Here is a 22,117-nt window from a genome sequence, read left to right as displayed (position 1 = left end):
GGCGCGCATGCCGCGCGCGAGGGAAGGCGGAAAACGCCGATGAAAAAAAGCAAAGACGGGGGCGCTCAGGCCGCCAGGAAGTGCAGCCGTTCGCGCAGCGCAGCCAGCGACTGGGTCTGCAGCGGAGGCAGGCCCGGCGCGATCAGCGTGGGAATGGAGCGCAGGCCCATGCGCTGCGCCAGAGCGCGGTCCTGGCGCACCTGCTCCAGCGCCTGGGCGCCTTCCATGCAGCCTGCGAAGGCGTTGCGCTCGAAGCCCGTGCGCGTGGCGATGTCCAGCAGCACTTCGGCGTCGCCGATGTTGCGGTGCTCGCTCATGTGGGCATGCTGGATGGCGTCGAACAGATCCCAGTGCGCGTCATCGCCGCCCAGGATCTGGGCCGCCTGGCAGGCCAGTGCGCCGGCCATGCCGCTGGGGTACTCGAAGGCCTCGCGGCGCATGCCCTCGATGTCGATGCGGTCCTCGTCGTCATGCTCCGCGCAGGCCTGCCAGTGCTCCAGGATGACCTGCTTGGCGCGCTCCATGGAGCCGAAGGCCGCCACCATCTCGGCGCGCGAGGCCTGCAGCACGAAGCTGCGGTGGCGCACGCGCAGGCCCAGCTCGCGCGCCACCTGGCGCAGGCGTGGCGACATCACGTAGCACCAGCCGCAGACCACGTCATGGAAGAAGTCGATGGCGGGGGCGACCGCAGGCGCCGCTGCGGGCGCCGCCTGCAGGGCCTGCTGCGGCGAGGCGGCCGCCGCATCCTGCGCGGGCAGGGCGCAGGAAAAATCATTGCATTGCGTCATGCTTGTGTCCTTCATGGCTGTGATGGACGGCAAGCGTAGGCCGCAGGCCCGGCGCGAAAAAGGGGCGCGCGCTTGAGGAACTCTTAACGCGGCGTCAACAATCCTCGCCCATGGCGGCGGGCAGCTCCTCGGCCAGGAAGTCCACGAAGGCGCGCACCTTGGGCAGCAGGTGGCGCTGCGTGGGATAGACCGCGTAGACATGGCGGGCCTGCGCGGCCTGGTCCGCAAGGTCCAGTGCGACCAGCTGGCCTGCCGCAATCGCCGGCCGCGCCAGGAACGAGGGCAGGGCGCCAATGCCCAGGCCCGCCACCAGCAGGTCGCGCAGCATCAGGCTGTTGTTGACGTTGGCGCGCGCCTCGGACGGCGCCTGGGGAATCTCGCCCGCTTCGCGGGGCGCATGCGCCAGGCTGTAGTTCAGCAGCGCATGGCCGCGCAGCCCGGCGGCACTGGCCGGGCGGCCATGCGCCTGCAGATAGGACGGGGCCGCGCACAGCATCTGCGACAGCGAGGCCAGGCGCCGCGCGATCAGCGAGGAGTCCGCCAGCTCCGCGCTCAGGCGGATGGACACATCGAAGCCCTGGCCCACCGCATCCACCAGCCGGTCTTCCATGGACAGGTCGATCTGCAGCTGCGGATGGCGCTGCATGAAGCGCGCCAGCAGCGGCGACAGCGTGCTCAGCGCAAACGACAGCGGCGCATTCACGCGCAGCCGGCCGGTCACCTGCTGCGACTGCGCGCGCACCGACTGCTCCAGCGCATCGAATTCATCGAGCAGGCGGCAGCACTCGGCGTAGTAGGCCTGGCCCGTATCGGTCAGGCTCATGCGGCGCGTGGTGCGCTGCAGCAGCACGGCGCCCAGATGGGCTTCGAGCGCGCGCAGCTGCTTGCTCAGCGCGGCCGAGGACAGGTCCAGCGCGTCGGCCGCCTTGGCGATGGAGCCCAGTTCTACGATGCGCCGGAAGGCGCGCAAGGGGGTCAGCGTATCCATGGGGAAAAAGCAAAGAGTGGCGCGCAGCGTAGCAGGCCGCTCGGGTTTGCCGGGGCATGCCTGCGGGGGCAGGGGCGACAATCGCCAGGTACGGCGCGCCCGCCGCGCCCCTTTGTCTTTACCGAATCTGTTCAATCCCATGCCCCAGACCACTCCCGCCTGCCCCCAGTGCGGCCTTGAAAACACCTATCCCGACGCCGCCAGCTACATCTGCCCCGACTGCGCCTTCGAATGGCCCATGCAGGCCGAAGAAGAGGCCGGCGAAGCCGCCGCTGGCGACGGCATCGTGCGCGACGCCAACGGCAATGCGCTGGCCGACGGCGATGCCGTGATCCTGGTCAAGGACCTCAAGGTCAAGGGCTCGTCCACCGTGCTCAAGAAGGGCAGCAAGATCAAGGGCATCCGCCTGGTCGATGGCGCCGACGGCCACAACGTGGACTGCAAGACCGAACTGGGCTCCATGCTGCTCAAGTCGGAGTTCCTCAAGAAGGCCTGAGCATGCTGGCGCTGTCGCTTGCGGTATCGGCGGTCCTCGGGCTGCTGGCGCTGTGGGTGTTTGCGCCCCTGTTCATTGGGCTGACCGCTGGCGCGGTGGTGGCCCTGCTGCTGCTGGCACTGGCGGGCCGTACGGGTCTCACGGGCCGCACCGCGCGCACCCTGCCCGTGGCGGGCTGGTGGGCCATCGCGCTGTGCGCCGGCGCGGCCTGCGTGGCCATGCTGGTGCTGCTGCCCGACCGGCTCGATGGCGCGCCCTTCCTCGCCTTCGGCATGGGCCTGCTGGCGGCCACCTGCGCGGGGACGCTGGTCTGGTTGACGGGCTGGCTGATCGCCGGGCGGCAGCCTGTGCAGGTGTCCTGGTGGACCGGCTCGGCCCTGGCCGGCCTGGGCGCCTTCTTCGCCCTGCTGCTGGGCGGCCCCGACACGGCGGGCTGGATGGCCTGGCGCGACCAGCTGCGCGGCTACGAGGCCGTGCCGCTGCGCATCACGCTGGCCGAAGCGCCCACGGCGCAGCGCGAGCAGGCCCTGGCCGAACTGCTGCAGCCCTTGCTGGAGCAGGGCAGCCGTGCCGTCCGCCATCGCCAGTCCACGCGCTTCGGCAACTCGGTAGAGCACGCCGTGGTGCCCGCCCGCTGGCGCATCGATGGCAAGCTGCTGGAGGTCATGCTGGCCGAGAAGCCACCCGCGCCCCTGCTCAGCGCCCATGTCGCTTTGCTGGAGCAGTTCGCCGCCAGCGGCCCCGCCCAGGCGGGCCAGGCACCGTCCTGGCTGATGCTGGCCAGCGCCCAATGCCTGCCGCCGCCGCGCCTGCGCGAGCTGTCGCGCCTGCTGGGCCAGGGCAGCGAGCTGCTGGCCCGCGCGCGGCGCTGCACGCAGCAGCGCTCGGCGCAATTGCAGCGCCTGTGGCCGCTGCTGGCCGGCAGTGTGGAGCGGGTGGAAGTGGGCGAGGCGCGGCGCTTTCATCCGTGGCTCGGCCTGCAACGCTGGCAGGCTGTGGCACTTCCCGACAATCCGGAGCCTTAGGCGGGCTCCACGTCCTTCCACTGGCCGGGCTCCAGGCCGTCCAGCGTGTAGGGCCCGATGGCTGCGCGCACCAGCCGCAGCGTGGGGTGGCCAATGGCCGCCGTCATGCGGCGCACCTGGCGGTTGCGGCCCTCGCGGATGACCAGTTCGATCCAGCAGTCGGGAATGTTCTGGCGCACGCGGATGGGCGGGTCGCGCTGCCACAGCACGGGCGGCGGCTCCAGCCGGCGCGCCTGCGCGGGCAGCGTCATGCCGTCGTTGAGCTGCACGCCCTGGCGCAGCGCCTGCAGCGCGGCCTCGTCGGGCAGGCCCTCGACCTGTACCCAGTAGGTCTTCTCCATCTTGAAGCGCGGATCGGCGATGCGCGCCTGCAGCGGGCCGTCATTGGTCAGCAGCAGCAATCCTTCGCTGTCGGCGTCAAGCCGGCCTGCCGCATGCACGCCCGGCACGTCGATGTATTCCTTGAGGCCACGCCAGCGGCCCTCGGGGGTGAACTGGCTGAGTACGCCGTAGGGCTTGTTGAAGCACAGCAGGCGTGAGGGGCCGGTGTCGGGCCGGTCGACGAAGGCGGGCCGGGCGCGCAGGGCCGGGCCTGCAAAAGGGCGCAAGGGTGGGCGTTTTCTGGGTTGCATGGACTCAGCGATTGTCGTCGGGATAGACCGCACGCACGCACTCCAGCCAGGCCCTCGCCGCGCGCGACAGATAGCCGCTGCGCCACAGCTGCACCACGTCCCAGTGCAGTTCAGGCCCCACCAGCGGGCGGCTGGACACGCGCCGCGGGTCGAACCGCGCGATCACGTGCTCGAACATCACGGCCACGCCCACGCCTTCTGCCACCAGGTCGCCGATGAAGTCCCAGTAGCGCGTCTGCAGCCGCACCTGTGGGCTGAAGCCTGCCGCCGCGCAATGCTCCAGCACGGCCTGGTGCAGGGCGAAGTCCGAGGTGTAGAACACAAAGGGCCGCTGGGCCAGCTCGCTCCAGTGCACGGGTGCGTCCGGGTCGGGCACCTCGTGCGCGGCAAAGGCCACGCGTGTCTTCTGGTGGGCGATGGTGCAGTACTCCAGGCCCTCTCCGGCCAGGTCGCCACCCGCCTCGCCCGCGCCGTGCAGGCCCAGCGCCATGTCCAGCTTGCCGTCCAGCAGCAGCTGGCGCTGGGCGCGTGCGCCCTGCTCCTGCACATGCAGTTCCACGCCCGGATGCAGTTGCTGAAAGCGCGCGATCACGGGCGCCATGTAGTGCCCGGCCGTGGGCATGATGCCCACGCTCAGGCTGCCGCGCGCAATGCCGTCCACCTCGGCCACCTCCTGCAGCAGCTGGCGTGACTGCTCCAGCACCTGCAGGCCGCGCGCATGGACCACCTGGCCTGCGTCGGTCAGTTGCACACCGCGCCCCTCGCGCAGCAGCAGCGGGCCGCCCAGCTCCTCCTCCAGCGCCCGCACCATCTTGCTGATGGTGGGCTGGGTCACATGCAGCGCCTCGGCCGCACGCGTGAAGCTGTTGCAGCGCACCACCTCGACAAAGTAGCGCAGCGCGCGCAGGTCCATGAGGATTCCTTTTGTGCATGGGAAAAATGGAAATTATTCATTTTACGAATCTGAGTGCAAACCCTAGGATTGCCCCATGTCAAAGATTTCCGCCATGCCCGTCCTGCGGCCGCAGGTGTTTCAGGGCCTGCTGCATCGCTGCTGGCCGCTGCTGCGCGGCGTGCTGCAGGTGGGGCTGCTCAGTGCGCTGTGGGTGGCCATGGAGGCCGTGCGCGCGCATTTCGGCTGGGGCATGCCGGCCGGGCTGATCGGCTTCGCGCTGCTGGCCACGGGCCTGTTCAGCGGGCTGGTCAAGGCGCGCTGGCTGCAGGGCGGCACCAACTGGCTGCTGGCCGAGATGCTGCTGTTCTTCGTGCCCGCCATGCTGGTCGTCACCGAATACACCGACCTGATCCAGCACCAGGGCCTGCGCATCCTGGGCGTCATCGTGGCCAGCACGGCCTGCGTGATGGCCGCCACGGCGCTGGCCGTGGACCGCGTCTACCGGCTGGAGCTGTGGCTGGCCCGGCGCCGCTCCACGCGCGCCGGGCTGCACAGGGAGCAGGAATGAACGCCATGTCCGACCAGGCCATAGGTCTGCTGTCGCTGCTGGCCACGCTGGCCTGCTATGCGGCCAACAAGCGCGTGTACCGCCGCCATCCGCATCCGCTGCTCATGCCCATCGTCGCCACGCCCATGGTGCTGATCGCGCTGGCGCTGCTGACCCATGTGCGCTACCCGCAGTACATCGCCCAGACTCACTGGCTGGTTTGGCTGCTGGGCCCCACCACGGTGGCCTTTGCGCTGCCCCTGCACGAAAACCGCCACTTGCTGCGCAAGCACTGGATGTCGATCGCCACCGGCGTGCTCGTGGCCAGTGGCGTGTCCATTGCCACCACCATCTGGTTCGCACAGGCCTTCGGACTGCCCGTGGACCTGCAAAAGGGCCTGGCCGTGCGCTCGGTGACCACCCCCTTCGCCATCGAGGCCGAGCGCGTGCTGGGCGGGCCCACCGACCTGGCCGCGCTGTTCGTGCTGCTCACGGGCGTCAGCGGCATGCTCATGGGCGAGACCATCCTGCGGCTGCTGCCGCACGTGCGCAGCAAGCTGGCTGCGGGCGCCATTCTGGGTGGTGCCGCGCATGGCAGCGGGGTGGCGAAGGCGCGGCAGTTTGGGGATGTGCAGGCGGTGGTTGCTTCGTTGGTGATGATGATTGCGGGGGCGTTGAATGTGGTGGTGGCGCCTTGGGTGAGGGTGCTGTTTTTCTGAAGTGATTTGCTGAAGTGATGCGGGAGCTACTATCCGTGACCGAGGTTTGATGGCTGGGGTTTTTGGGGACCCGGCTGTCTTTGGGTTTGGGGCGGGATGGGGCTACCCGTGAGGGCGTCCGCATGCCTTGCACATGTTCTTAACTCCCGCCCACCTTGTTTGCTTTTGGCTTAGGTGCAATCTTTTGCCCCTGCCGGGTGGTTGTTTTTCGAGGCCGGGTCTCGGCCCGGCGGCCGACTCACTTTCTTGTCTCGCTACAAGAAAGTGAGCAAAGAAAAGCGCCCGAATGTCCGCGACCCCTTCGCTTCGCTGCGGGGCAACCTGCGCCGTGGCGGTTGCGGGGTTCGCCGTGAAACTCACTTCGCTCTGCGAGCTACGTTCAAACAATCACGGCGAGTCAGATGACGAAGCAGTCCTGTCCTGCGGCAGGACTGCAACCCCGCAACCGCCACGGCGCAGGCGCGGACATACGGGGAGTGGGCGCGGGCCTTCGCTGCGCTCGGCCTGGGGCGCTTGCCATCTTGAAAGCCTCTATCATCGCGGCAGCCCCCTGTTCCGGGGCCGGTGCGTAAGAACACCCAAAACGAAGCGGTGCGGCCTCGCCGTCAAGGAGGCCTTGTCACGTCTGATTTCCGGAGCGTGGGCGCAAGCCTGCGTTCCTGCGGTTACGGACGGGATGGGGCTACCCGCAAGGGCGTCCGCACGGCTTCGTTCGTGTTCTTAACATCCCGTCCACCTGTCTGTGCGTAAGAACACGGGCCGGTGGTTTTTGTTCTCACGAAGGAGTACGAAACCATGCACGGCATTTCTTCTTTTGCATTCCCCTCTGCCACCCAAGCGCCTCACTCTCGCGCATCTGCCGTGGGAAGGGTGGCGCCATGAGTACCGCTTCCACAACCCTGGCCCAGCCCAGCCCGCAGCAGTTGAGCCATGCCGTGACCGAGATCGGCCGGCTGACGCTGCAGGGCAGCAGCGAGGTGTACTCGCTGGGCCAGCTGGCGCTGGCCTGGCTGGAGCGGCCCGAGGGCTACCGCAATCTGGAGGTGGTGGCCAATGCGCTGCAGGCCATTTGCGGGGTTGCGCAGCGGATGGAGGAGCTGGTGGAGGACGAGGTCAACCACGTGCATTGCCTGCAGGAAGACCCGGCGTATCTGCGGCGGATAGCGGCTGCGGCGGCGGCGTTCCAGCGCTGATTCAGGCTTTCTTGTGACAGGCCTGCCGGGGCATTGCGCCCCGGGTTTCGGTAAATCACTTTTAGGCTTTGTGAATCTAGATGTATGTAGTCTGCATGGGTGTGTGCACAGACCGTGATTCAATGAGACTTTTGATGACCCAGAGAATTCCTGTCATGGGATATTGTTCCGTAAACCAGCGGCAGTCCCCCTATTCGCCACCGGCCTGTTCATCCTTGTTTAGGAATGTTTGGTAGATCAGATATGGAATCAACGAAACTACCAGCCACCACCAGCTAGATTGTATGTAGGCCAGAACCCAGCAAGTCCAGGCGAATATTACGGCACACCAACCAAAAATGATCGAAAAGCGAGGAATTTTCATTAGGGTGCCTTCACGCCACTGAAACCCCATCGGACGTGCACAACATAAGGCAGTATACGTACGGTGCCGGCAGGTGTTGGTAGATAGATGGGGATTTTAGCGGGTTCTTTGATCATTAAGTTCAGCGGGCGACCGAGTCTTGCCATGTATACGCCGGGTCCGAAGAGCCCATTCAGACCAAATTTGCTGGAATTGATGACGCCTGTACCAGCGATGCCTGCAGCGCCTGCCTTGGTGGTGAAGTGTGTCAAACTTCTTGGCAGCGCTGCAAAGCCATATCCAGCCGTACTCAATACTGCTGCTGTGGTAGGTGCAACCTCAGGGGTCCACAGCGCAGCGAATGCTCCTGGTACATGTGCTAGCGGGGCCAAAGGGCTCTGCGATTGCGTTGCAACATCGGCCCAGTATTGGGTAGCTTCATCTGCCGCCTGCGTGGATTGCACGTAGAGTTGGCATAGTTTGAGCATTAGCCGGTTGAGGGTATTCTTATCGGAGATGTTGAAGGATTCTTTCCCTCCTCCCACACTGCAGGTAATTATTGTGCTTGCCATATCTGATGATTAACTTATGGTTAATGTTGCATAAATGGCTGTCTTGTTTTTCGATAAAGATTCATGCGAATCATCCTGGTTGCCCAGTCTCTTGAATTTTCCCGTTATTTCCCATCCGCTTCCCTGGGCACATAAGACCTGTAGATAACCCAAGTCTTTTCTGATGGTGGGTTTTTTGCTTATTGCGCAAATTTCACCCTTTTTTATAGTAAAGGCGATCGTCAAGGGATGGTCGTTTGTAGTGTAGACGTACAAATCTTCTGTTGCCTCCCATTGCCCTGTAGGTGTGTATTCCTCGGGGTTGCTGCATGCGCTCAGTACGGTGGCAACGCAGGCTGTTGTACATGTTGAAAGAGCTTTTAGCAGTTTACGGCAGGGATCGCGCTGCATATGTCCGTTGAGCAATTGCTGGACAGTGAACACGTCTTTGGGATGGTTCATTGCCGCACGCCCCACGGGGCCGGAAATTCTTGCAGTTGTTGCCATGGTCTCCCTCCGGTATGGACGCCGGCCGGCTGAAGCCGGCTCTCACGTTGAGGAAGATGCTATGCAAGGCCCTGGTGCAATGGAAGGGGCGGTTTGCACTTTCGCGCACGGGATTTGACTGTGGGCGCAACGACGAATGAAAAAACGCCATCCGCATCGTTTTGTTGCGGATGGCGTCAGGGATGAAAGCAGTCGCCAGGTCCTGGCGGCTGCTTTGGGGCCTGCCTCAGGCCAGCGTGTAGGCGGTCTTAACCGTCGTATAGAACTCCTGCGCATAGCGGCCCTGTTCGCGCGGGCCGTAGCTGCTGCCCTTGCGGCCGCCGAAGGGCACGTGGTAGTCCACGCCGGCCGTGGGCAGGTTGACCATGACCATGCCGGCCTGGCTGTGGCGCTTGAAGTGGGTGGCGTGCTTGAGGCTGGTGGTGGCAATGCCTGCGGCCAGGCCGAAGGGGGTGTCGTTGGCCACGGCCAGGGCTTCTTCATAGTCCTTGACGTGGATGACGCTGGCCACGGGGCCGAAGACTTCCTCGCGGTTGATGCGCATGGCGGCCTGGGTGTCCACGAACAGGGTGGGCGCCATGTAGTAGCCCTTGTTGCCGCTGCCGGTGTGGCAGGCGGCGGCTGCGCCGCCGGCAGCCAGCACGGCGCCTTCGGCCTTGGCGATTTCCACGTAGCTCAGGTCCTGCTCCAGCTGGGCCTGGCTGACCACGGGGCCCATGTCGGTGCCTGCGGCGCGGGCGTCGCCCACCTTGATCCTGGCCATGCGGGCCTGCAGGGCCTCGATGAAGGCGGGGTAGATCCTGTCGGTGACGATGAGGCGGCTCGATGCCGTGCAGCGCTGGCCCGTGGAGTAGAAGCCGCTTTGCGCGGACAGCTCCACGGCCTGGGTGAGGTCGGCGTCGTCCAGCACGATCTGCGGGTTCTTGCCGCCCATCTCCAGCTGCACCTTCTTGCCGCTTTCCACGCAGGCGCGGGCAATGCCGCGGCCCACGCCCACGGAGCCGGTGAAGCTGATGGCGGCCACGTCGCTGTGGCGCACCAGGGCATCACCGATGACACGGCCCGGGCCCATGACGAGGTTGAAGACGCCGGCCGGAATGCCCGAGCGGTGAATGATGTCGGCCAGCGCCCAGGCGCTGCCGGGCACGAGGTCGGCGGGCTTCAGGACCACGCAGTTGCCGAAGGCCAGGGCCGGGGCGATCTTCCAGGCGGGAATGGCGATGGGGAAGTTCCACGGCGTGATCAGGCCCACCACGCCGACGGGCTCGCGCGTGATTTCCACGCCGATGCCGGGGCGCACGGAGGGCAGGGTTTCGCCGGCCAGGCGCAGGCATTCACCCGCGAAGAACTTGAAGATCTGGCCTGCGCGGCCGACTTCGCCAATGGCTTCGGGGCGGGTCTTGCCTTCCTCGCGCGCCAGCAGGTCGCCCAGCTCTTCCTTGCGGGCCAGGATTTCGTTGCCGATCCTGTCCAGGGCGTCGTGGCGGGCCTGGATGCCCGAGGTGCTCCAGGCGGGAAAGGCCGCGGCCGCCGCGGCGATGGCGGCTTCCACATCGGCGGCATTGCCCTGGGCGTACTCGCCGATCACATCGGACAGGTCGCTGGGGTTGGTGTTGGCGCTGTAGCCGTCGGCGGCCTTCCATTGGCCGTTGATGAGGTTGTCGTAGCGGGACATGAGGTGCTCCGGGAAAGGGGTAACGGAAGGAAGGGGTCAGCGGACCATGCAGGGGCGCTTGTTGTCGAAGGTCCAGCCGGGAATCAGGTACTGCATGGCCATGGCGTCATTGCGGGCGCCCAGGCCGTGCTCCAGGTACAGGGCGTTGGCGCGCTGCAGCGCGGCGCGGTCCACGGTGACGCCCAGGCCCGGGGTCTTGGGCACTTCGACGAAGCCGCCCTTGATCTGCAGCGGGTTCTGGGTGAGGTACTGGCCGTCCTGCCAGATCCAGTGCGTGTCGATGGCCGTGACCTTGCCGGGCACGGCGGCGGCCACGTGGGTGAACATGGCCAGCGAGATGTCGAAGTGGTTGTTGGAGTGCGATCCCCAGGTCAGGCCCCAGTCGCGGCAGGTCTGGCCCACGCGCACGGAGCCGGCCATGGTCCAGAAATGCGGGTCGGCCAGCGGGATGTCCACGGACTGCAGCGACAGCGCATGCACCATCTGGCGCCAGTCGGTGGCGATCATGTTGGTGGCCGTGGGCAGGCCGGTGGCGCGGCGGAATTCGGCCATGACTTCGCGGCCCGAGAAGCCGTTCTCGGCGCCGCAGGGGTCTTCGGCATAGGCGAGCACGCCGTGCATGTCGCGCATGAGGCGGATGGCGTCCTTGAGCAGCCAGCCGCCGTTGGGGTCCAGCGTGACGCGCGCCTGCGGGAAGCGCCTGGCCAGCGCGGTGACGGCCTCCACTTCCTGCTCGCCGGCCAGCACGCCGCCCTTGAGCTTGAAGTCGTTGAAGCCGTAGCGCGCATGCGCCGCCTCGGCCTGGCGCACGATGGCGGCCGGGTCCATGGCGGTCATGTGGCGCACCTGCGTCCAGTCGTCGCTGCCGCTTTGGTCTTCGCCGGGCTGGACGTAGGGCAGGTCGGTCCTGTCGGTGGGGCCGGTGAAGAACAGGTAGCCCAGCATCTCCACGCGGTCGCGCTGCTGGCCTTCGCCCAGCAGGGCCGCCACGGGCACGCCCAGGTGCTGGCCCAGCAGGTCCAGCAGGGCCGATTCCACGGCGGTGACGGCATGCACGGCAATGCGCAGATCGAAGGTCTGCAGGCCGCGCCCACCCGTGTCGCGCCCGGCCAGGGCCTGCTGCAGGTTCTGCAGCAGCTTCAGGTGGTTGCCCACGGACTGGCCGATGAGCAGCGCCTTGCTGTCCTCCAGCGCCTGGCGTATGCCTTCGCCGCCAGGCACTTCGCCCACACCGGTGTGGCCCGCGCTGTCGTGCACGAGCACGATGTTGCGCGTGAAGTAGGGCGCATGCGCGCCGCTGAGGTTCATGAGCATGCCGTCGCGGCCGGCGACGGGAATGACTTCGATCTCGGTGATGGTCGGGGTGGAGGACATGGCGTGCTCTTGGATCGTTTGGATCGGTCTCTGGGAAAAAACGGCTATGCGGCGGCGGTGGCCGCCTGCTGCGCGGCGGACCACGGCACCTCGGCCTCGGGCCGGCCCGTGGCGATGAATTGCGCCAGGTTGCGCAGCACGAGGTCGGCCATGGCGCGGCGGGTTTCATGCGTGCCGCTGGCGATGTGGGGCGCAAGCACCACGTTGTCCTGCGACAGCAGCTCGGCATGGGGGCGTGGCTCGTCCTCGAACACATCCAGGCCCGCGCCCGCGATGCGGCCCTGCTGCAGGGCCTGGACCAGGGCGGCCTCGTCGACCACGCTGCCGCGTGCCACGTTGATCAGAAAGCCCTGCGGGCCCAGAGCGTCCAGCACCTCGGCGTTGACCAGGTGCTGCGTGCCGTCGCCGCCTGCGGCCGTGATGACGAGGAAGTCGGCCCAGCACGCCAGCTCCAGCAGCGAGGGCTGGTAGAGGTGGGGCGATCCCTCGACCGGGCGGCGGTTGTGATAGGCCACCTCCATGTCGAAACCGGCCGCGCGGCGCGCCACGGTGGAGCCGATGCGGCCCATGCCGAAGATGCCCAGGCGCTTGCCGCTGGCACGCGTGCGGATGCCGAAGCGGCCCTGGCTCCAGTCGCCCCGGCGCACGAAGCGGTCGGACTCGCTCAGGCCACGCGCGGCGTCCAGCAGCAGTGCGAAGGCCATGTCGGCCACGCAGTCGTCGAGCACGCCGGGCGTGTAGCCCACGCGGACGCCCTGGCGCAGCAGGGACTCGCGGTCCAGCGCGTCAAAGCCCACGCCGAAGCTGCTCACGAAGCGCAGCCTGGGCAGGGCCTGCACCACGCTCGCGGGCACGCCCATGGCGGCCGAGGTGACCAGGTATTCGAACTGCGCGCCGTGCTCGGCGAGGAAGCGCTCGCGGTCGGGCTGCTCGGACAGCAGCGTCACCTCATAGGCCTGGGCCAGCTCGGCATCGAGCTGGGGCAGCGGCATCTTGCCGAACTGGAGAACGCGTGGACGGGAGGTCGCCATGCCTTGGAATCCTTGGAACTTGCGGGGGCTGGAAGCCCCGGTGAAAAGGGCCTGCGGTGCGCAGGCCAGCGGGAACGGCCAGGGGGCCGGCCCGTTGTTTCTAGCTCAATCAGCGGTGATTTTTCGGGTCTGGATGAGCTGCTTCCAGCGCTCCGATTCCTGGGCCTGGTAGCGCGTGAATTCCTCGGGCGTGTTGCCCACGATCTCCAGGCCCTGCTCCACGAAGCGCTTGCGGATGTCGGGCTGCTGCACGGAGGCGATGGCGGCCTTGGCCAGCTTGGCCTTCACATCGGCGGGCAGGCCCTTGGGTGCGGCCAGTCCTTGCCAGGAATAGACCTCGGCGCCTTTGACGCCGGCCTCGGCCAGCGTGGGCACATCGGGCAGCACGGGCGAGCGCTGGCTGCCGGTCACGGCGATCGCATGCAGCTTGCCGCTGCGCAGATGGGGCAGCACGGCGTTGACGTTCTGGAACGAGAAGTCCACCTGGCCGCCGATCAGGTCGGTGATGGCCGGGGCGCCGCCCTTGTAGGGAACGTGCATGCCTTCGGTGCCGCTTTGCTGCCAGAACAGCTCGGCCGACAGATGGTCCGAGGAGCCGTTGCCCGAGCTCGCGAAACTGATCTTGCCGGGGTTGGCCTTGAGCGCGGCGATGACCTCGGCCACGGTGCGGGCCTTCTGCGCGGGGCTGGCCACGAGCACGTTGGGCGCCTGCACGGGGATGGTGATGTAGTCGAAGTCCTTGCCTGCGTCATAGGGCACGTTCTTGACCAGGTGCGGCGTGACCACGAAGGGGCCCAGCGAGGCCACCAGCAGCGTGTAGCCATCGGCCGCTGCGCGCTTGACGGCGCCTGCGCCGATGGTGCCCGTGGCGCCGGGGCGGTTTTCCACCACGAAGGGCTTGCCCAGCTGCTCGCCCATGCTCAGGGCCATGGCGCGCGCCACGGTGTCGGTGGAGCCGCCGGCCGGGAAGGGCACGATGATGTTGACGGCCTTGTCCGGAAAGCTGCCGGCCGCCTGCGCCGTGAGGGCCAATGCGGCACCCAGCGCGATCAGAATCTTTTTCATGTTCTTGTCTCCTGGGGGGCGCAAGGGCCGGACTGGCCCCTGCGCCCGGTCTTGTGGCTTATTGGGGGCCGAGCTTGTCGATCAGGGCCTTGAGCTCTTCCAGCTCGGAGGGCTTGAGGTCCGTCAGCGGGGCGCGCACGGGGCCGGCGTCGTGGCCCACCAGCTTGGCGCCGGCCTTGATGATGCTCACGCCGTAGCCTTCGACGCGGTTGCGGATCTTCAGGTAGGGCATGAAGAATTCCTTGAGCAGCTTGTGCTGCGTGGCCATGTCGTCGGTGCGCACGGCTTCGTAGAACGCCATCGCCGTCCTGGGGATGAAGTTGAAGACGGCCGAGGAGTACACCGGCGTGCCCAGGGCCTTGTAGGCGGCCGCATAGACCTCGGCCGTGGGCAGGCCGCCCAGGTAGGCGAAGCGGTCGCCCATCGTCATGAAGATGGAGGACATGGTCTCGATGTTGCCCATGCCGTCCTTGAAGCCCACCAGGTTGGGGCAGCGCTCGGCCAGGATGGCCAGCGATTCGGGCGTGAAGCGGGTGCGGTCGCGGTTGTAGACGATGACGCCGAACTTCACGCTCTTGCAGACCTGCTCCACATGGGCGATCAGGCCTTCCTGGCCGGCTTCGGTCAGGTAGTGGGGCAGCAGCAGGACGCCGTGGGCGCCCAGGCGCTCGGCCTCCTGGGCGTGTGCGATGGCCGTGCGCGTGGGGCCGCCGGCGCCCGCGATGATGGGCACCTTGCCGCGGCAGGTGTCCACGGCGGTCTTGATGATCTGGCCGTATTCCTCGCCGTACAGCGAGAAGTACTCGCCCGTGCCGCCGGCCGCGAACAGCGCGCTGGCGCCGTAGGGGGCCAGCCATTCGAGGCGGGCCGCATAGCCCTTGGCATTGAAGTTGCCGTTGCTGTCGAAGTCCGTCACGGGGAAGGACAGCAGGCCGGAACTCATCACGTCTTTGAGGTCTTGGGGGGTCATGGTGCTCTCGGGAATAAGGTGGGGAAGAAAGAAAAAAGGGTGGAATCAGTCGAGCTTCAAACCGGCTGTTTGAACCACTTTTTGCCAGCGCTGGCGTTCGGTGGTCAGGAAGCGCGCGGTCTCGGCGGGGTTCATGGTCACGACCTCGGCGCCCTGGCCCGTGAGGCGGGCGCGCACCTCGGGCGAGCGGATGGCGGTGATCAGGGCCTCATGCAGGCGCTGGACCACGGCCTCGGGCGTCTTGGCGGGAACGACCACGCCTTGCCAGGTGCCGGTCTCGAAGCCGGGCACGCCCTGCTCGGCGATGGTGGGTACGTTGGCGGCCAGCGGCATGCGCGTGCCCTTGGACAGGCCCAGCAGCTTGAGCTTGCCGCTTTGCACATGGGGGTAGGTGGCCAGCATGCCGTTCATCAGCACCTGGGTCTGGCCTGCCACCGTGTCCTGGATGGACTGCACGCCGCCCTTGTAGGGCACGTATTCCCAGCGCGCGCCCGTGGCGCGCGCCAGTTCCACGCCGGCCAGGTGCGGGGCGCTGCCCGTGGCGGTGACGGCAAAGCTCAGGTCTTCCTTCTTGGACAGGGCCACCAGCTCCTGCAGGTTGTTGGCCGGCACCGAAGGATGGACCACCAGCAGGTGGGGCGAGTAGGCCAGCATGGCCGTGCCGCGCAGGTCCCGGGACAGGTCGAAGGACAGCTTGGTGTAGAGCGAGGGCGAGATGGCCAGCGCACCCAGGTCGCACAGCATCAGCGTGTGGCCGTCGGGCTGGGCCTTGGCCACCATGTCGGCGCCCAGGTTGCCGTTGGCGCCGGGCTTGTTCTCGATGACCACGGGCTGCTTGAGTTCTGCCGACAGCAGCGGGCCGATGGCGCGCGCAATGATGTCCGAGCTGCCGCCCGGCGGGTAGGGCACCACCAGGCGCAGCGGGCGCGTGGGCCAGTTGCTCTGGGCCAGCGCACCGGCGCCGGAGGCCACTAGGGCGGTGGCGCCAGCGGCGCGCAGGAACTGCTTTCGGCTCAGGGTCATGCTCTTGTCTCCAGGTTTTATGTTGTCAGTTGTCGTACAACTGAAACCGATTTTTAACCGAGATCTGCAAGCAGTGATAAAGGGTTTTCCCTTGGTTGTCTGAATTCCCGTGACAAAGCCATTGGCCCCGAAAGGCCCATGGGAGCACTCAGGCGGCGCTGGTCTTTTGCGCCAGGCGCAGGCGTTCGCGGCTGTTGGTCAGGTGGATGCGCATGGCCGCGCGGGCCGAGTCGGCGTCCTGGCGCTCGATGGCGGCGAGGATTTCCTCATGCTCGCGGTTGACGCGGCGCAGGTAGTCGGGGTCGCGCTGGGGCTGGTGGATGGAGGCGATGCGCGTGCGCGGAATCAGCTGGGCGCCGAAGTGCCGCAGGATGTCGCCGAAGTAGCGGTTGCCCGTGGCCTCGGCGATCTGGGTGTGGAAGGCCAGGTCATGGGCCACCGTGTCCTCGCCGCGCGCAAAGGCGATCTCGAAGGCCTGCAGCGCCATGCGTATGCCCTGCAGCTGCTCGGGGTTGCGGCGCAGCGCGGCCAGGCCGGCGCTTTCGGTCTCCAGGCTGATGCGCAGCTCCAGCACGGCCATCACGTCCACGGCGGCCGTCAGCTCGTCGGCATTGAGCATCAGCGTGGATGCGGGCTGGGCGGCGCGCACGAAGGTGCCTATGCCGTGGCGCGTCTCCACCAGGCCCGAGGCCTGCAGGCGCGACAGCGCCTCGCGCACCACGGTGCGGCTGACTTCGTAGGTCTGCACCAGCGACGACTCCGTGGGCAGCTTCTCGCCTTCGGCCAGCAGGCCGTTGCGGATCTTGCTCGCGAACTCGTCGAACAGCAGGGCGGCCAGATTGCGGCCGCTGCGACCGGACTTTCCTCGCAGGGGAAGCTCGATCGTTGGGGGTGATGCGGGAAATCCCTTTGCCGAACTTTCCATGGTGCTGATCATAATCGCTCCAAGTTGTACGACAACGTATCACAAGACGTCCACGCCATCGAGTTTTTTTGATCCTTCTGAACCTGCATTCCAGATGAGCACCACCCACGCGACCCACGCGATCCGCCACATACGCATCACGCCCATTGCCTTCCGCGATCCGCCGCTGCTCAATGCGGCCGGCATCCACGAGCCCTGGGCGCTGCGCTCCATCATCGAGATCGAGACGGCCTCGGGCCTGGTCGGCATCAACGAAAGCTACGGCGACCAGCCCATGCTCGATGCGCTGGCCAAGGCCGCGCCCGCGCTGGTGGGGCTGTCGCCCTGGGCGCTCAACGAGATGGAGGCCCGCGTCGCGGCCCTGGTGGCGCCGCCTGCGCTGACGGCGTCGGAGTTCCTGGGCCAGCAGGTGTCGCTGGCGCCTGGCACGCATGTGTCCAAGACCGTGGCCAAGGTGGTCAGCGCCTTCGAGGTCGCCATGCTGGACCTGCAGGGCCAGATGGCGGGCGCCCCCATCGTGGACCTGCTGGGCGGCGCCGCGCGCGACAGCGTGCCGTTCTCTGCCTACCTGTTCTACAAGTACGCCGAGCACATCGACAGGCCCTATGGACCAGATTCTTCGCCCGACGCCTGGGGCGAGGCCCTGGCGCCGCAGCAGCTGGTGGAGCAGGCGCGGCGCATGATTGCGCAGTACGGCTTCCAGAGCATCAAGCTCAAGGCCGGCGCGCTGCCGCCCGAGCAGGAGGCGGCCGGCATCCTGGCGCTGGCCGATGCCTTTCCGGGCACGCCGCTGCGCATCGATCCCAATGGCAACTGGACGGTGGAGACCAGCCTGAAGATCGTGCAGCAGCTGCAGGGCGTGCTCGAGTACTACGAGGACCCGGCGCCCGGCCTGGACGGCATGGCCGCCGTGGCACGCGAGTGCGATGTGCCCCTGGCCACCAACATGGTGGTGACGGACTTTGCCGAGTTCCGCCGCAATGCCGACATGGGCTGCCCCGTGAAGATCGTGCTCAGCGACCACCACTACTGGGGCGGGCTGCGCGCCACGCAGCGCCTGTCCACGCTGTGCCGCACCTTCGACCTGGGCCTGTCCATGCACAGCAATTCCCACCTGGGCATCAGCCTGTTGGCCATGACGCACCTGTGCGCCAGCGTGCCCCTGCTGACCTATGCCTGCGACACGCACTACCCCTGGCAGGACGAGGAAGTCGTCGAGGGCGGCCGGCTGCAGTTCGAGCAGGGCAGCCTGCGCGTGCCCACGGCGCCCGGCCTGGGTGTGCGGCTGGACCGCGAGGCCCTGGCCCGCCTGCACGACAACTACCTGCACTGCGGCATCCGCAACCGCGACGACCTGGGGCAGATGCGCAAGTACGACCCCGCGTTCACCGGCCACCAGCCGCGCTTCTGAACCCGCTTTCACACCATTCCAACGACAAGCCCTTCCCGGAGACAAGCATCATGCAACGCCGCACACTCATCCAACATTCCCTCGCCAGCGCCCTGCTGCTGGGCACGGCCCTGGCCGCCATGCCGGCCGCAGCGCAGGGCAACTGGCCCACGGGCAAGCCCATCACCTACCTGGTGCCGTTCCCGCCCGGCGGCAATACCGATACGCTGGCGCGCGTGATCGCCCAGCCGCTGAGCAAGGCCCTGGGCACGCCCGTGGTGATCGAGAACAAGGGCGGCGCGGGCGGCAGCGTGGGCTCGGCCATTGCGGCGCGCGCCCCGGCCGATGGCTACACCATCCTGGGCGGCACCATCAGCTCGCACGCCATCAATGTGAGCCTGTACGCCAAGCTGGACTACGACCCGGTCAAGTCCTTCACGCCGGTGGCCATGCTGGGCTCGGGCCCGCTGGTGCTGGTGGTGCCGGCCTCCAGCCCCTACAGGACGCTGGCCGACGTGCTGGCCGCCAGCAAGGCCAAGGCAGCGGCGGGCGGCCTGACCTCGGCCTCGCCGGGCAGCGGCACCTCCAACCACATGGCGCTGGAGCTGCTGGGCTACCAGACGGGCGTGAAGTTCACCCATGTGCCCTACAAGGGCAGCGGCCCGGCCGTGCAGGACGTGATCGGCGGGCAGGTGGACATGATGTTCGACACCGCCCTGGTCGTCGGCCCCCATGTGCAGGCCGGCAAGCTGCGTCCCATCGCCGTGACCAGCTCGCGGCGCCTGGAATCCCTGCCCGATGTGCCCACCATCGCCGAGGCCGGCGAGAAGGGCTTCGACATGGGCTCCTGGCAGGCCGTGTTCGCTCCCGCAGGCACGCCGGGGCCCATCGTGGAGCGGCTGCATGCGGAGATCATGAAGATCGTGGCCACGCCCGAGGTGCAGGCGCGCCTGAAGAACTTCGGCATGCTGCCTTCGCAGATGACGCCGGCCGAGCTGGGCGAGTTCCAGAAGGCCGAGGTGGTCAAGTGGGGGAAGGTGATCAAGGCTGCTGGAATAAAGGCAGAGTGACCCCCTGAGGCGCTTCGCGCCTTCCCCCTTCTCGCTTCGCGGAGGGGGACAACGCCGTCGGCTGGGCGCCCCCGCCGCGAGGCGGCTCTTGCTCGGCGTTCCTGAGTTGGGACGTGACGGTTGCGAGGGCTGCACTCCGATTGCGACAGGCCCCTAGAAAATTGAGACATTGCCATGAGTACCCCACTTCCTCTTTCCATCCGCATGCATCCGGCCGACAACGTGGCCATCGTGGCCAATGACGGGGGGTTGCCTGCGGGCACGGTGATGCCCGGGGGGCTGGTGCTGGTCGACAAGGTGCCGCAGGCGCACAAGGTGGCGCTGGTGGACATTGCAGAGGGCGGCGAGGTGCGCCGCTACAACGTGGTGATCGGCTATGCGCTGCAGGCCATTGCCGCAGGCAGCTGGGTGCATGAGCGGCTGCTGCGCATGCCGGGGGCGCTGTCTCTTGAGGGGTTGCCGATCGCCACGGTGCAGCCGCCCGAGCTGCCGCCGCTGACGGGCTACACCTTCGAGGGCTACCGCAATGCCGATGGCACGGTGGGCACGCGCAACATCCTGGCCATCACCACGACGGTGCAGTGCGTGGCCGGGGTGCTGGATTTCGCGGTGGGCCGCATCAAGGCCGAGCTGCTGCCGCGCTATCCGAATGTGGACGATGTGGTGGGCCTGGAGCACAGCTATGGCTGCGGCGTGGCCATCGATGCCGTGGGCGCCGAGATTCCGCAGCGCACGCTGCGCAACATCAGCCACAACCCGAATTTTGGCGGCGAGGTGATGGTGGTGAGCCTGGGCTGCGAGAAGCTGCAGCCCGAGCGGCTGCTGCCGCCGGGGTCCTTCCCCATCGTCGATGAGCGCGAGCCCGCGCTGGACGTGGTCTGCCTGCAGGACGAGGCGCATGTGGGCTTCATGTCCATGGTGGACTCCATCATGGGCCGCGCCAGGGTGCATCTGGAGCGGCTGAACGCGCGCCGGCGCGAGACCGTGCCGGCCAGCGCCCTGGTGGTGGGCGTGCAGTGCGGCGGCAGCGATGCGTTCAGCGGCGTCACGGCCAATCCGGCCGTGGGCTTTTGCACCGATTTGCTGGTGCGCGCAGGCGCCACCGTGATGTTCAGCGAGGTGACCGAGGTGCGCGACGGCATCGACCAGCTCACCTCGCGCGCCTCCAGCCCCGAGGTGGCCCAGGCCATGATCGAGGAGATGGCCTGGTACGACGCCTACCTGGACAAGGGCCGCGTGGACCGCAGCGCCAACACCACGCCGGGCAACAAGAAGGGCGGCCTGTCCAATATCGTCGAGAAGGCCATGGGCTCCATCATCAAGAGCGGCACGGCGCCCATCACCGGCGTGCTGTCGCCGGGCCAGCGTCTGGCCGACCGGGGCATCCAAAGCGGCCTGGTCTATGCAGCCACGCCGGCCAGCGACTTCATCTGCGGCACGCTGCAGCTGGCCGCCGGCATGAACCTGCATGTGTTCACCACGGGCCGGGGCACGCCCTACGGCCTGGCCCAGGTGCCCGTGATCAAGGTGGCCACGCGCAGCGACCTGGCGCGGCGCTGGCATGACCTGATGGACGTGAACGCGGGCCGCATCGCCGAGGGCCAGGCCAGCATCGAGGACGTGGGCTGGGAGATGTTCCGCCTGATGCTGGACGTGGCCAGCGGCCGCAGGAAGACCTGGGCCGAGCAGTGGAAGCTGCACAACGCCCTGGTGCTGTTCAATCCAGCGCCCGTGACCTGAGCCGCGCGCACAGGCCCCTGTCGGCACAGGCTGACAGGGCGCCGGTGCGCCGCTGCGCACAATGGGGGCCATGCCCTCAGATACCCCGGAAACTCCCCCCGCCTCGTCCTGGTCCGCACGCCTGGACCGGCTGCTGGAACTGAACCCGCTGCGCGCCATGTGGAACGCCGTGCAGCTGTGGCTGGACGCCGATGGCCTGCGCATGAGCGCCGCCATGTCCTTCTACGGCATCCTGAGCCTGGCCCCGCTGCTGCTGCTGCTGGTCGGCGTGCTGGGCTGGTGGGTGGACCGCAGCTATGTGGAGCACCAGCTCATCGACCAGGTGCAGGACGTGATCGGCGAGCGCGGCGCCCAGGTGGTGCGCGGCGCGCTGGAAAGCGCCCAGCGGCCCGACGAGGGGCGGCTGGCTTCGCTGTTCGGCTTCATCCTGCTGATGTCGGGCGCCACCGGTGTCTTCGTGGAGCTGCAGTCCGCGCTGGAAAGGCTCTGGACCTCCAACGGCGAGCCGCCGCCGCCCAAGGCCGTGTGGTGGCGCATGGCCGCGCTGCGGCTGCGCGGCCTGACCTATGTGCTGGCGCTGGGCTTCTTGCTGCTGGTGTCCATGGCCCTGTCCACGGCCATCCAGCTGATCACCAACTGGGCCGGCACCAAGCTGCAGATGCAGCCGCTGGGGCCGCTGGTCAGCCTGATCAACGAGTGCGTGTCCTTCGGCATCACCGTGCTGCTCTTCGTGGGGCTGATGCGCATAGGCGGCGGCCCCAAGCCCCGGCTGCGCTATCTGATCTTCGGTGCCATCATCGGCGCCCTGCTGTTCACGCTGGGCAAGCAGGCCCTGGCCTGGTACCTGGCCACGGCGGCAGTGGTCTCGGCCTATGGCGCGGCGGGCTCGCTGGTGGTGCTGCTGATGTGGATCTACTTTTCCTCGGCCATCCTGCTGCTGTCGGCCGCCACGGCCAAGGCCTTCAGCGATGCCGGCGTGCGCTTCACCCACCCTATCCGCTGGGCGCCGCCCGCCGAGGCGGCCAGCGCCGGGGACACTCCGGGCGGCAAGGGCTGAGTTCCCGCATTTCGACGAAGATGAACGCCTGCGCCGCGGCCCGCAAAGCCGCGGCGCAGGCGTTTGGGCAATGGAACAATGCATCAAAGTCCCCTGGCACCAAGGCCGGGGGC

General features: G+C 67.4%; 21 protein-coding genes. 9 read left to right on the top strand and 12 right to left on the bottom strand.

What is annotated here, in order from left to right; translation table 11 throughout:
* Nucleotides 1-65 precede the first annotated feature (65 nt).
* Nucleotides 66-788, bottom strand: coding sequence for a DsbA family protein (locus ACF8LI_RS15255; protein ID WP_154833108.1), 723 nt, complete (start codon nucleotides 786-788; stop codon nucleotides 66-68).
* Between the two features lie 94 nt (nucleotides 789-882).
* The gene (locus ACF8LI_RS15250) at nucleotides 883-1,776 is read right to left on the bottom strand and encodes a LysR family transcriptional regulator (protein ID WP_392413209.1); all 894 of its coding nucleotides are present in this window, start codon (nucleotides 1,774-1,776) and stop codon (nucleotides 883-885) included.
* Nucleotides 1,777-1,915: 139 nt separating this feature from the next.
* Here ACF8LI_RS15250 and ACF8LI_RS15245 point away from each other — a divergent pair, with 139 nt between their 5' ends.
* Nucleotides 1,916-2,272, top strand: a complete 357-nt coding sequence (locus ACF8LI_RS15245) for a zinc ribbon domain-containing protein YjdM (RefSeq protein ID WP_016452161.1) — start codon at nucleotides 1,916-1,918, stop codon at nucleotides 2,270-2,272.
* Nucleotides 2,273-2,274: 2 nt separating this feature from the next.
* A complete protein-coding gene (locus ACF8LI_RS15240; protein WP_392413208.1) occupies nucleotides 2,275-3,297 on the top strand; it encodes a hypothetical protein in 1,023 nt (340 codons plus the stop codon).
* Here the strand turns inward: ACF8LI_RS15240 and ACF8LI_RS15235 are convergent.
* Nucleotides 3,294-3,929 carry a pseudouridine synthase gene (locus tag ACF8LI_RS15235; RefSeq protein ID WP_192368641.1) on the bottom strand — a complete coding sequence of 212 codons (636 nt, stop codon included), beginning with the start codon at nucleotides 3,927-3,929 and terminating at the stop codon, nucleotides 3,294-3,296. The two genes, ACF8LI_RS15240 and ACF8LI_RS15235, sit on opposite strands and share 4 nt — an antisense overlap.
* Nucleotides 3,930-3,933: 4 nt before the next feature.
* The gene (locus ACF8LI_RS15230; RefSeq protein WP_123695008.1) at nucleotides 3,934-4,842 is read right to left on the bottom strand and encodes a LysR family transcriptional regulator; all 909 of its coding nucleotides are present in this window, start codon (nucleotides 4,840-4,842) and stop codon (nucleotides 3,934-3,936) included.
* 76 nt (nucleotides 4,843-4,918) lie between these two features.
* Between ACF8LI_RS15230 and ACF8LI_RS15225 the strand changes: the two genes are divergently transcribed.
* The 3 genes from ACF8LI_RS15225 to ACF8LI_RS15215 all read left to right on the top strand — a co-directional run bounded on the left by ACF8LI_RS15225 (nucleotide 4,919) and on the right by ACF8LI_RS15215 (nucleotide 7,283).
* Complete coding sequence (locus ACF8LI_RS15225) at nucleotides 4,919-5,392, top strand: CidA/LrgA family protein (protein WP_012202183.1); 474 nt, start codon at nucleotides 4,919-4,921, stop codon at nucleotides 5,390-5,392.
* Nucleotides 5,393-5,397: 5 nt separating this feature from the next.
* Nucleotides 5,398-6,090: an LrgB family protein gene (locus tag ACF8LI_RS15220; protein WP_013800125.1), complete on the top strand. Its 693-nt coding sequence runs from the start codon at nucleotides 5,398-5,400 to the stop codon at nucleotides 6,088-6,090.
* A gap of 878 nt (nucleotides 6,091-6,968) precedes the next feature.
* Nucleotides 6,969-7,283 carry a hypothetical protein gene (locus tag ACF8LI_RS15215; RefSeq protein WP_392413204.1) on the top strand — a complete coding sequence of 105 codons (315 nt, stop codon included), beginning with the start codon at nucleotides 6,969-6,971 and terminating at the stop codon, nucleotides 7,281-7,283.
* Nucleotides 7,284-8,207: 924 nt separating this feature from the next.
* Here ACF8LI_RS15215 and ACF8LI_RS15210 read toward each other — a convergent pair.
* The 8 genes from ACF8LI_RS15210 to ACF8LI_RS15175 form a co-directional block, all read right to left on the bottom strand.
* The gene (locus tag ACF8LI_RS15210; RefSeq protein WP_392413203.1) at nucleotides 8,208-8,684 is read right to left on the bottom strand and encodes a hypothetical protein; all 477 of its coding nucleotides are present in this window, start codon (nucleotides 8,682-8,684) and stop codon (nucleotides 8,208-8,210) included.
* 226 nt (nucleotides 8,685-8,910) lie between these two features.
* Nucleotides 8,911-10,359 carry an aldehyde dehydrogenase family protein gene (locus ACF8LI_RS15205; RefSeq protein ID WP_392413202.1) on the bottom strand — a complete coding sequence of 483 codons (1,449 nt, stop codon included), beginning with the start codon at nucleotides 10,357-10,359 and terminating at the stop codon, nucleotides 8,911-8,913.
* A gap of 36 nt (nucleotides 10,360-10,395) precedes the next feature.
* Nucleotides 10,396-11,733 (bottom strand): enolase C-terminal domain-like protein, encoded by a 1,338-nt coding sequence (locus tag ACF8LI_RS15200; RefSeq protein WP_034397726.1) that lies wholly within the window; start codon nucleotides 11,731-11,733, stop codon nucleotides 10,396-10,398.
* 44 nt (nucleotides 11,734-11,777) lie between these two features.
* Entirely contained in the window at nucleotides 11,778-12,764 is a 987-nt protein-coding gene (locus ACF8LI_RS15195; protein WP_392413200.1) for a 2-hydroxyacid dehydrogenase, read from the bottom strand.
* A 105-nt stretch (nucleotides 12,765-12,869) separates the two neighbouring features.
* Complete coding sequence (locus tag ACF8LI_RS15190; RefSeq protein WP_392413198.1) at nucleotides 12,870-13,829, bottom strand: Bug family tripartite tricarboxylate transporter substrate binding protein; 960 nt, start codon at nucleotides 13,827-13,829, stop codon at nucleotides 12,870-12,872.
* 58 nt (nucleotides 13,830-13,887) lie between these two features.
* Complete coding sequence (gene kdgD, locus ACF8LI_RS15185; protein ID WP_016448682.1) at nucleotides 13,888-14,799, bottom strand: 5-dehydro-4-deoxyglucarate dehydratase; 912 nt, start codon at nucleotides 14,797-14,799, stop codon at nucleotides 13,888-13,890.
* Between the two features lie 45 nt (nucleotides 14,800-14,844).
* The gene (locus ACF8LI_RS15180; protein WP_012202191.1) at nucleotides 14,845-15,822 is read right to left on the bottom strand and encodes a tripartite tricarboxylate transporter substrate binding protein; all 978 of its coding nucleotides are present in this window, start codon (nucleotides 15,820-15,822) and stop codon (nucleotides 14,845-14,847) included.
* 148 nt (nucleotides 15,823-15,970) lie between these two features.
* Complete coding sequence (locus ACF8LI_RS15175) at nucleotides 15,971-16,759, bottom strand: FadR/GntR family transcriptional regulator (protein ID WP_392413197.1); 789 nt, start codon at nucleotides 16,757-16,759, stop codon at nucleotides 15,971-15,973.
* An 82-nt stretch (nucleotides 16,760-16,841) separates the two neighbouring features.
* Between ACF8LI_RS15175 and ACF8LI_RS15170 the strand changes: the two genes are divergently transcribed.
* The 4 genes from ACF8LI_RS15170 (at nucleotide 16,842) to ACF8LI_RS15155 (ending at nucleotide 22,004) form a co-directional block, all read left to right on the top strand.
* Complete coding sequence (locus ACF8LI_RS15170; RefSeq protein ID WP_392413196.1) at nucleotides 16,842-18,158, top strand: glucarate dehydratase family protein; 1,317 nt, start codon at nucleotides 16,842-16,844, stop codon at nucleotides 18,156-18,158.
* Nucleotides 18,159-18,208: 50 nt separating this feature from the next.
* Nucleotides 18,209-19,207: a tripartite tricarboxylate transporter substrate binding protein gene (locus ACF8LI_RS15165; RefSeq protein WP_252652236.1), complete on the top strand. Its 999-nt coding sequence runs from the start codon at nucleotides 18,209-18,211 to the stop codon at nucleotides 19,205-19,207.
* Between the two features lie 174 nt (nucleotides 19,208-19,381).
* Nucleotides 19,382-20,947, top strand: a complete 1,566-nt coding sequence (garD, locus tag ACF8LI_RS15160; RefSeq protein ID WP_043792259.1) for a galactarate dehydratase — start codon at nucleotides 19,382-19,384, stop codon at nucleotides 20,945-20,947.
* A 70-nt stretch (nucleotides 20,948-21,017) separates the two neighbouring features.
* On the top strand, nucleotides 21,018-22,004 hold the full coding sequence (locus ACF8LI_RS15155) for a YihY/virulence factor BrkB family protein (protein WP_046238973.1): 987 nt from the start codon (nucleotides 21,018-21,020) through the stop codon (nucleotides 22,002-22,004).
* Nucleotides 22,005-22,117: the final 113 nt, after the last annotated feature.

Source organism: Delftia sp. WSY_12 (genome assembly GCF_043104645.1).
GTDB classification, from domain to species: Bacteria; Pseudomonadota; Gammaproteobacteria; order Burkholderiales; family Burkholderiaceae_C; genus Comamonas; species Comamonas tsuruhatensis.
Note: the sequence above shows the minus strand (reverse complement) of the source record. Positions and strands in the feature narration are given on the sequence as shown.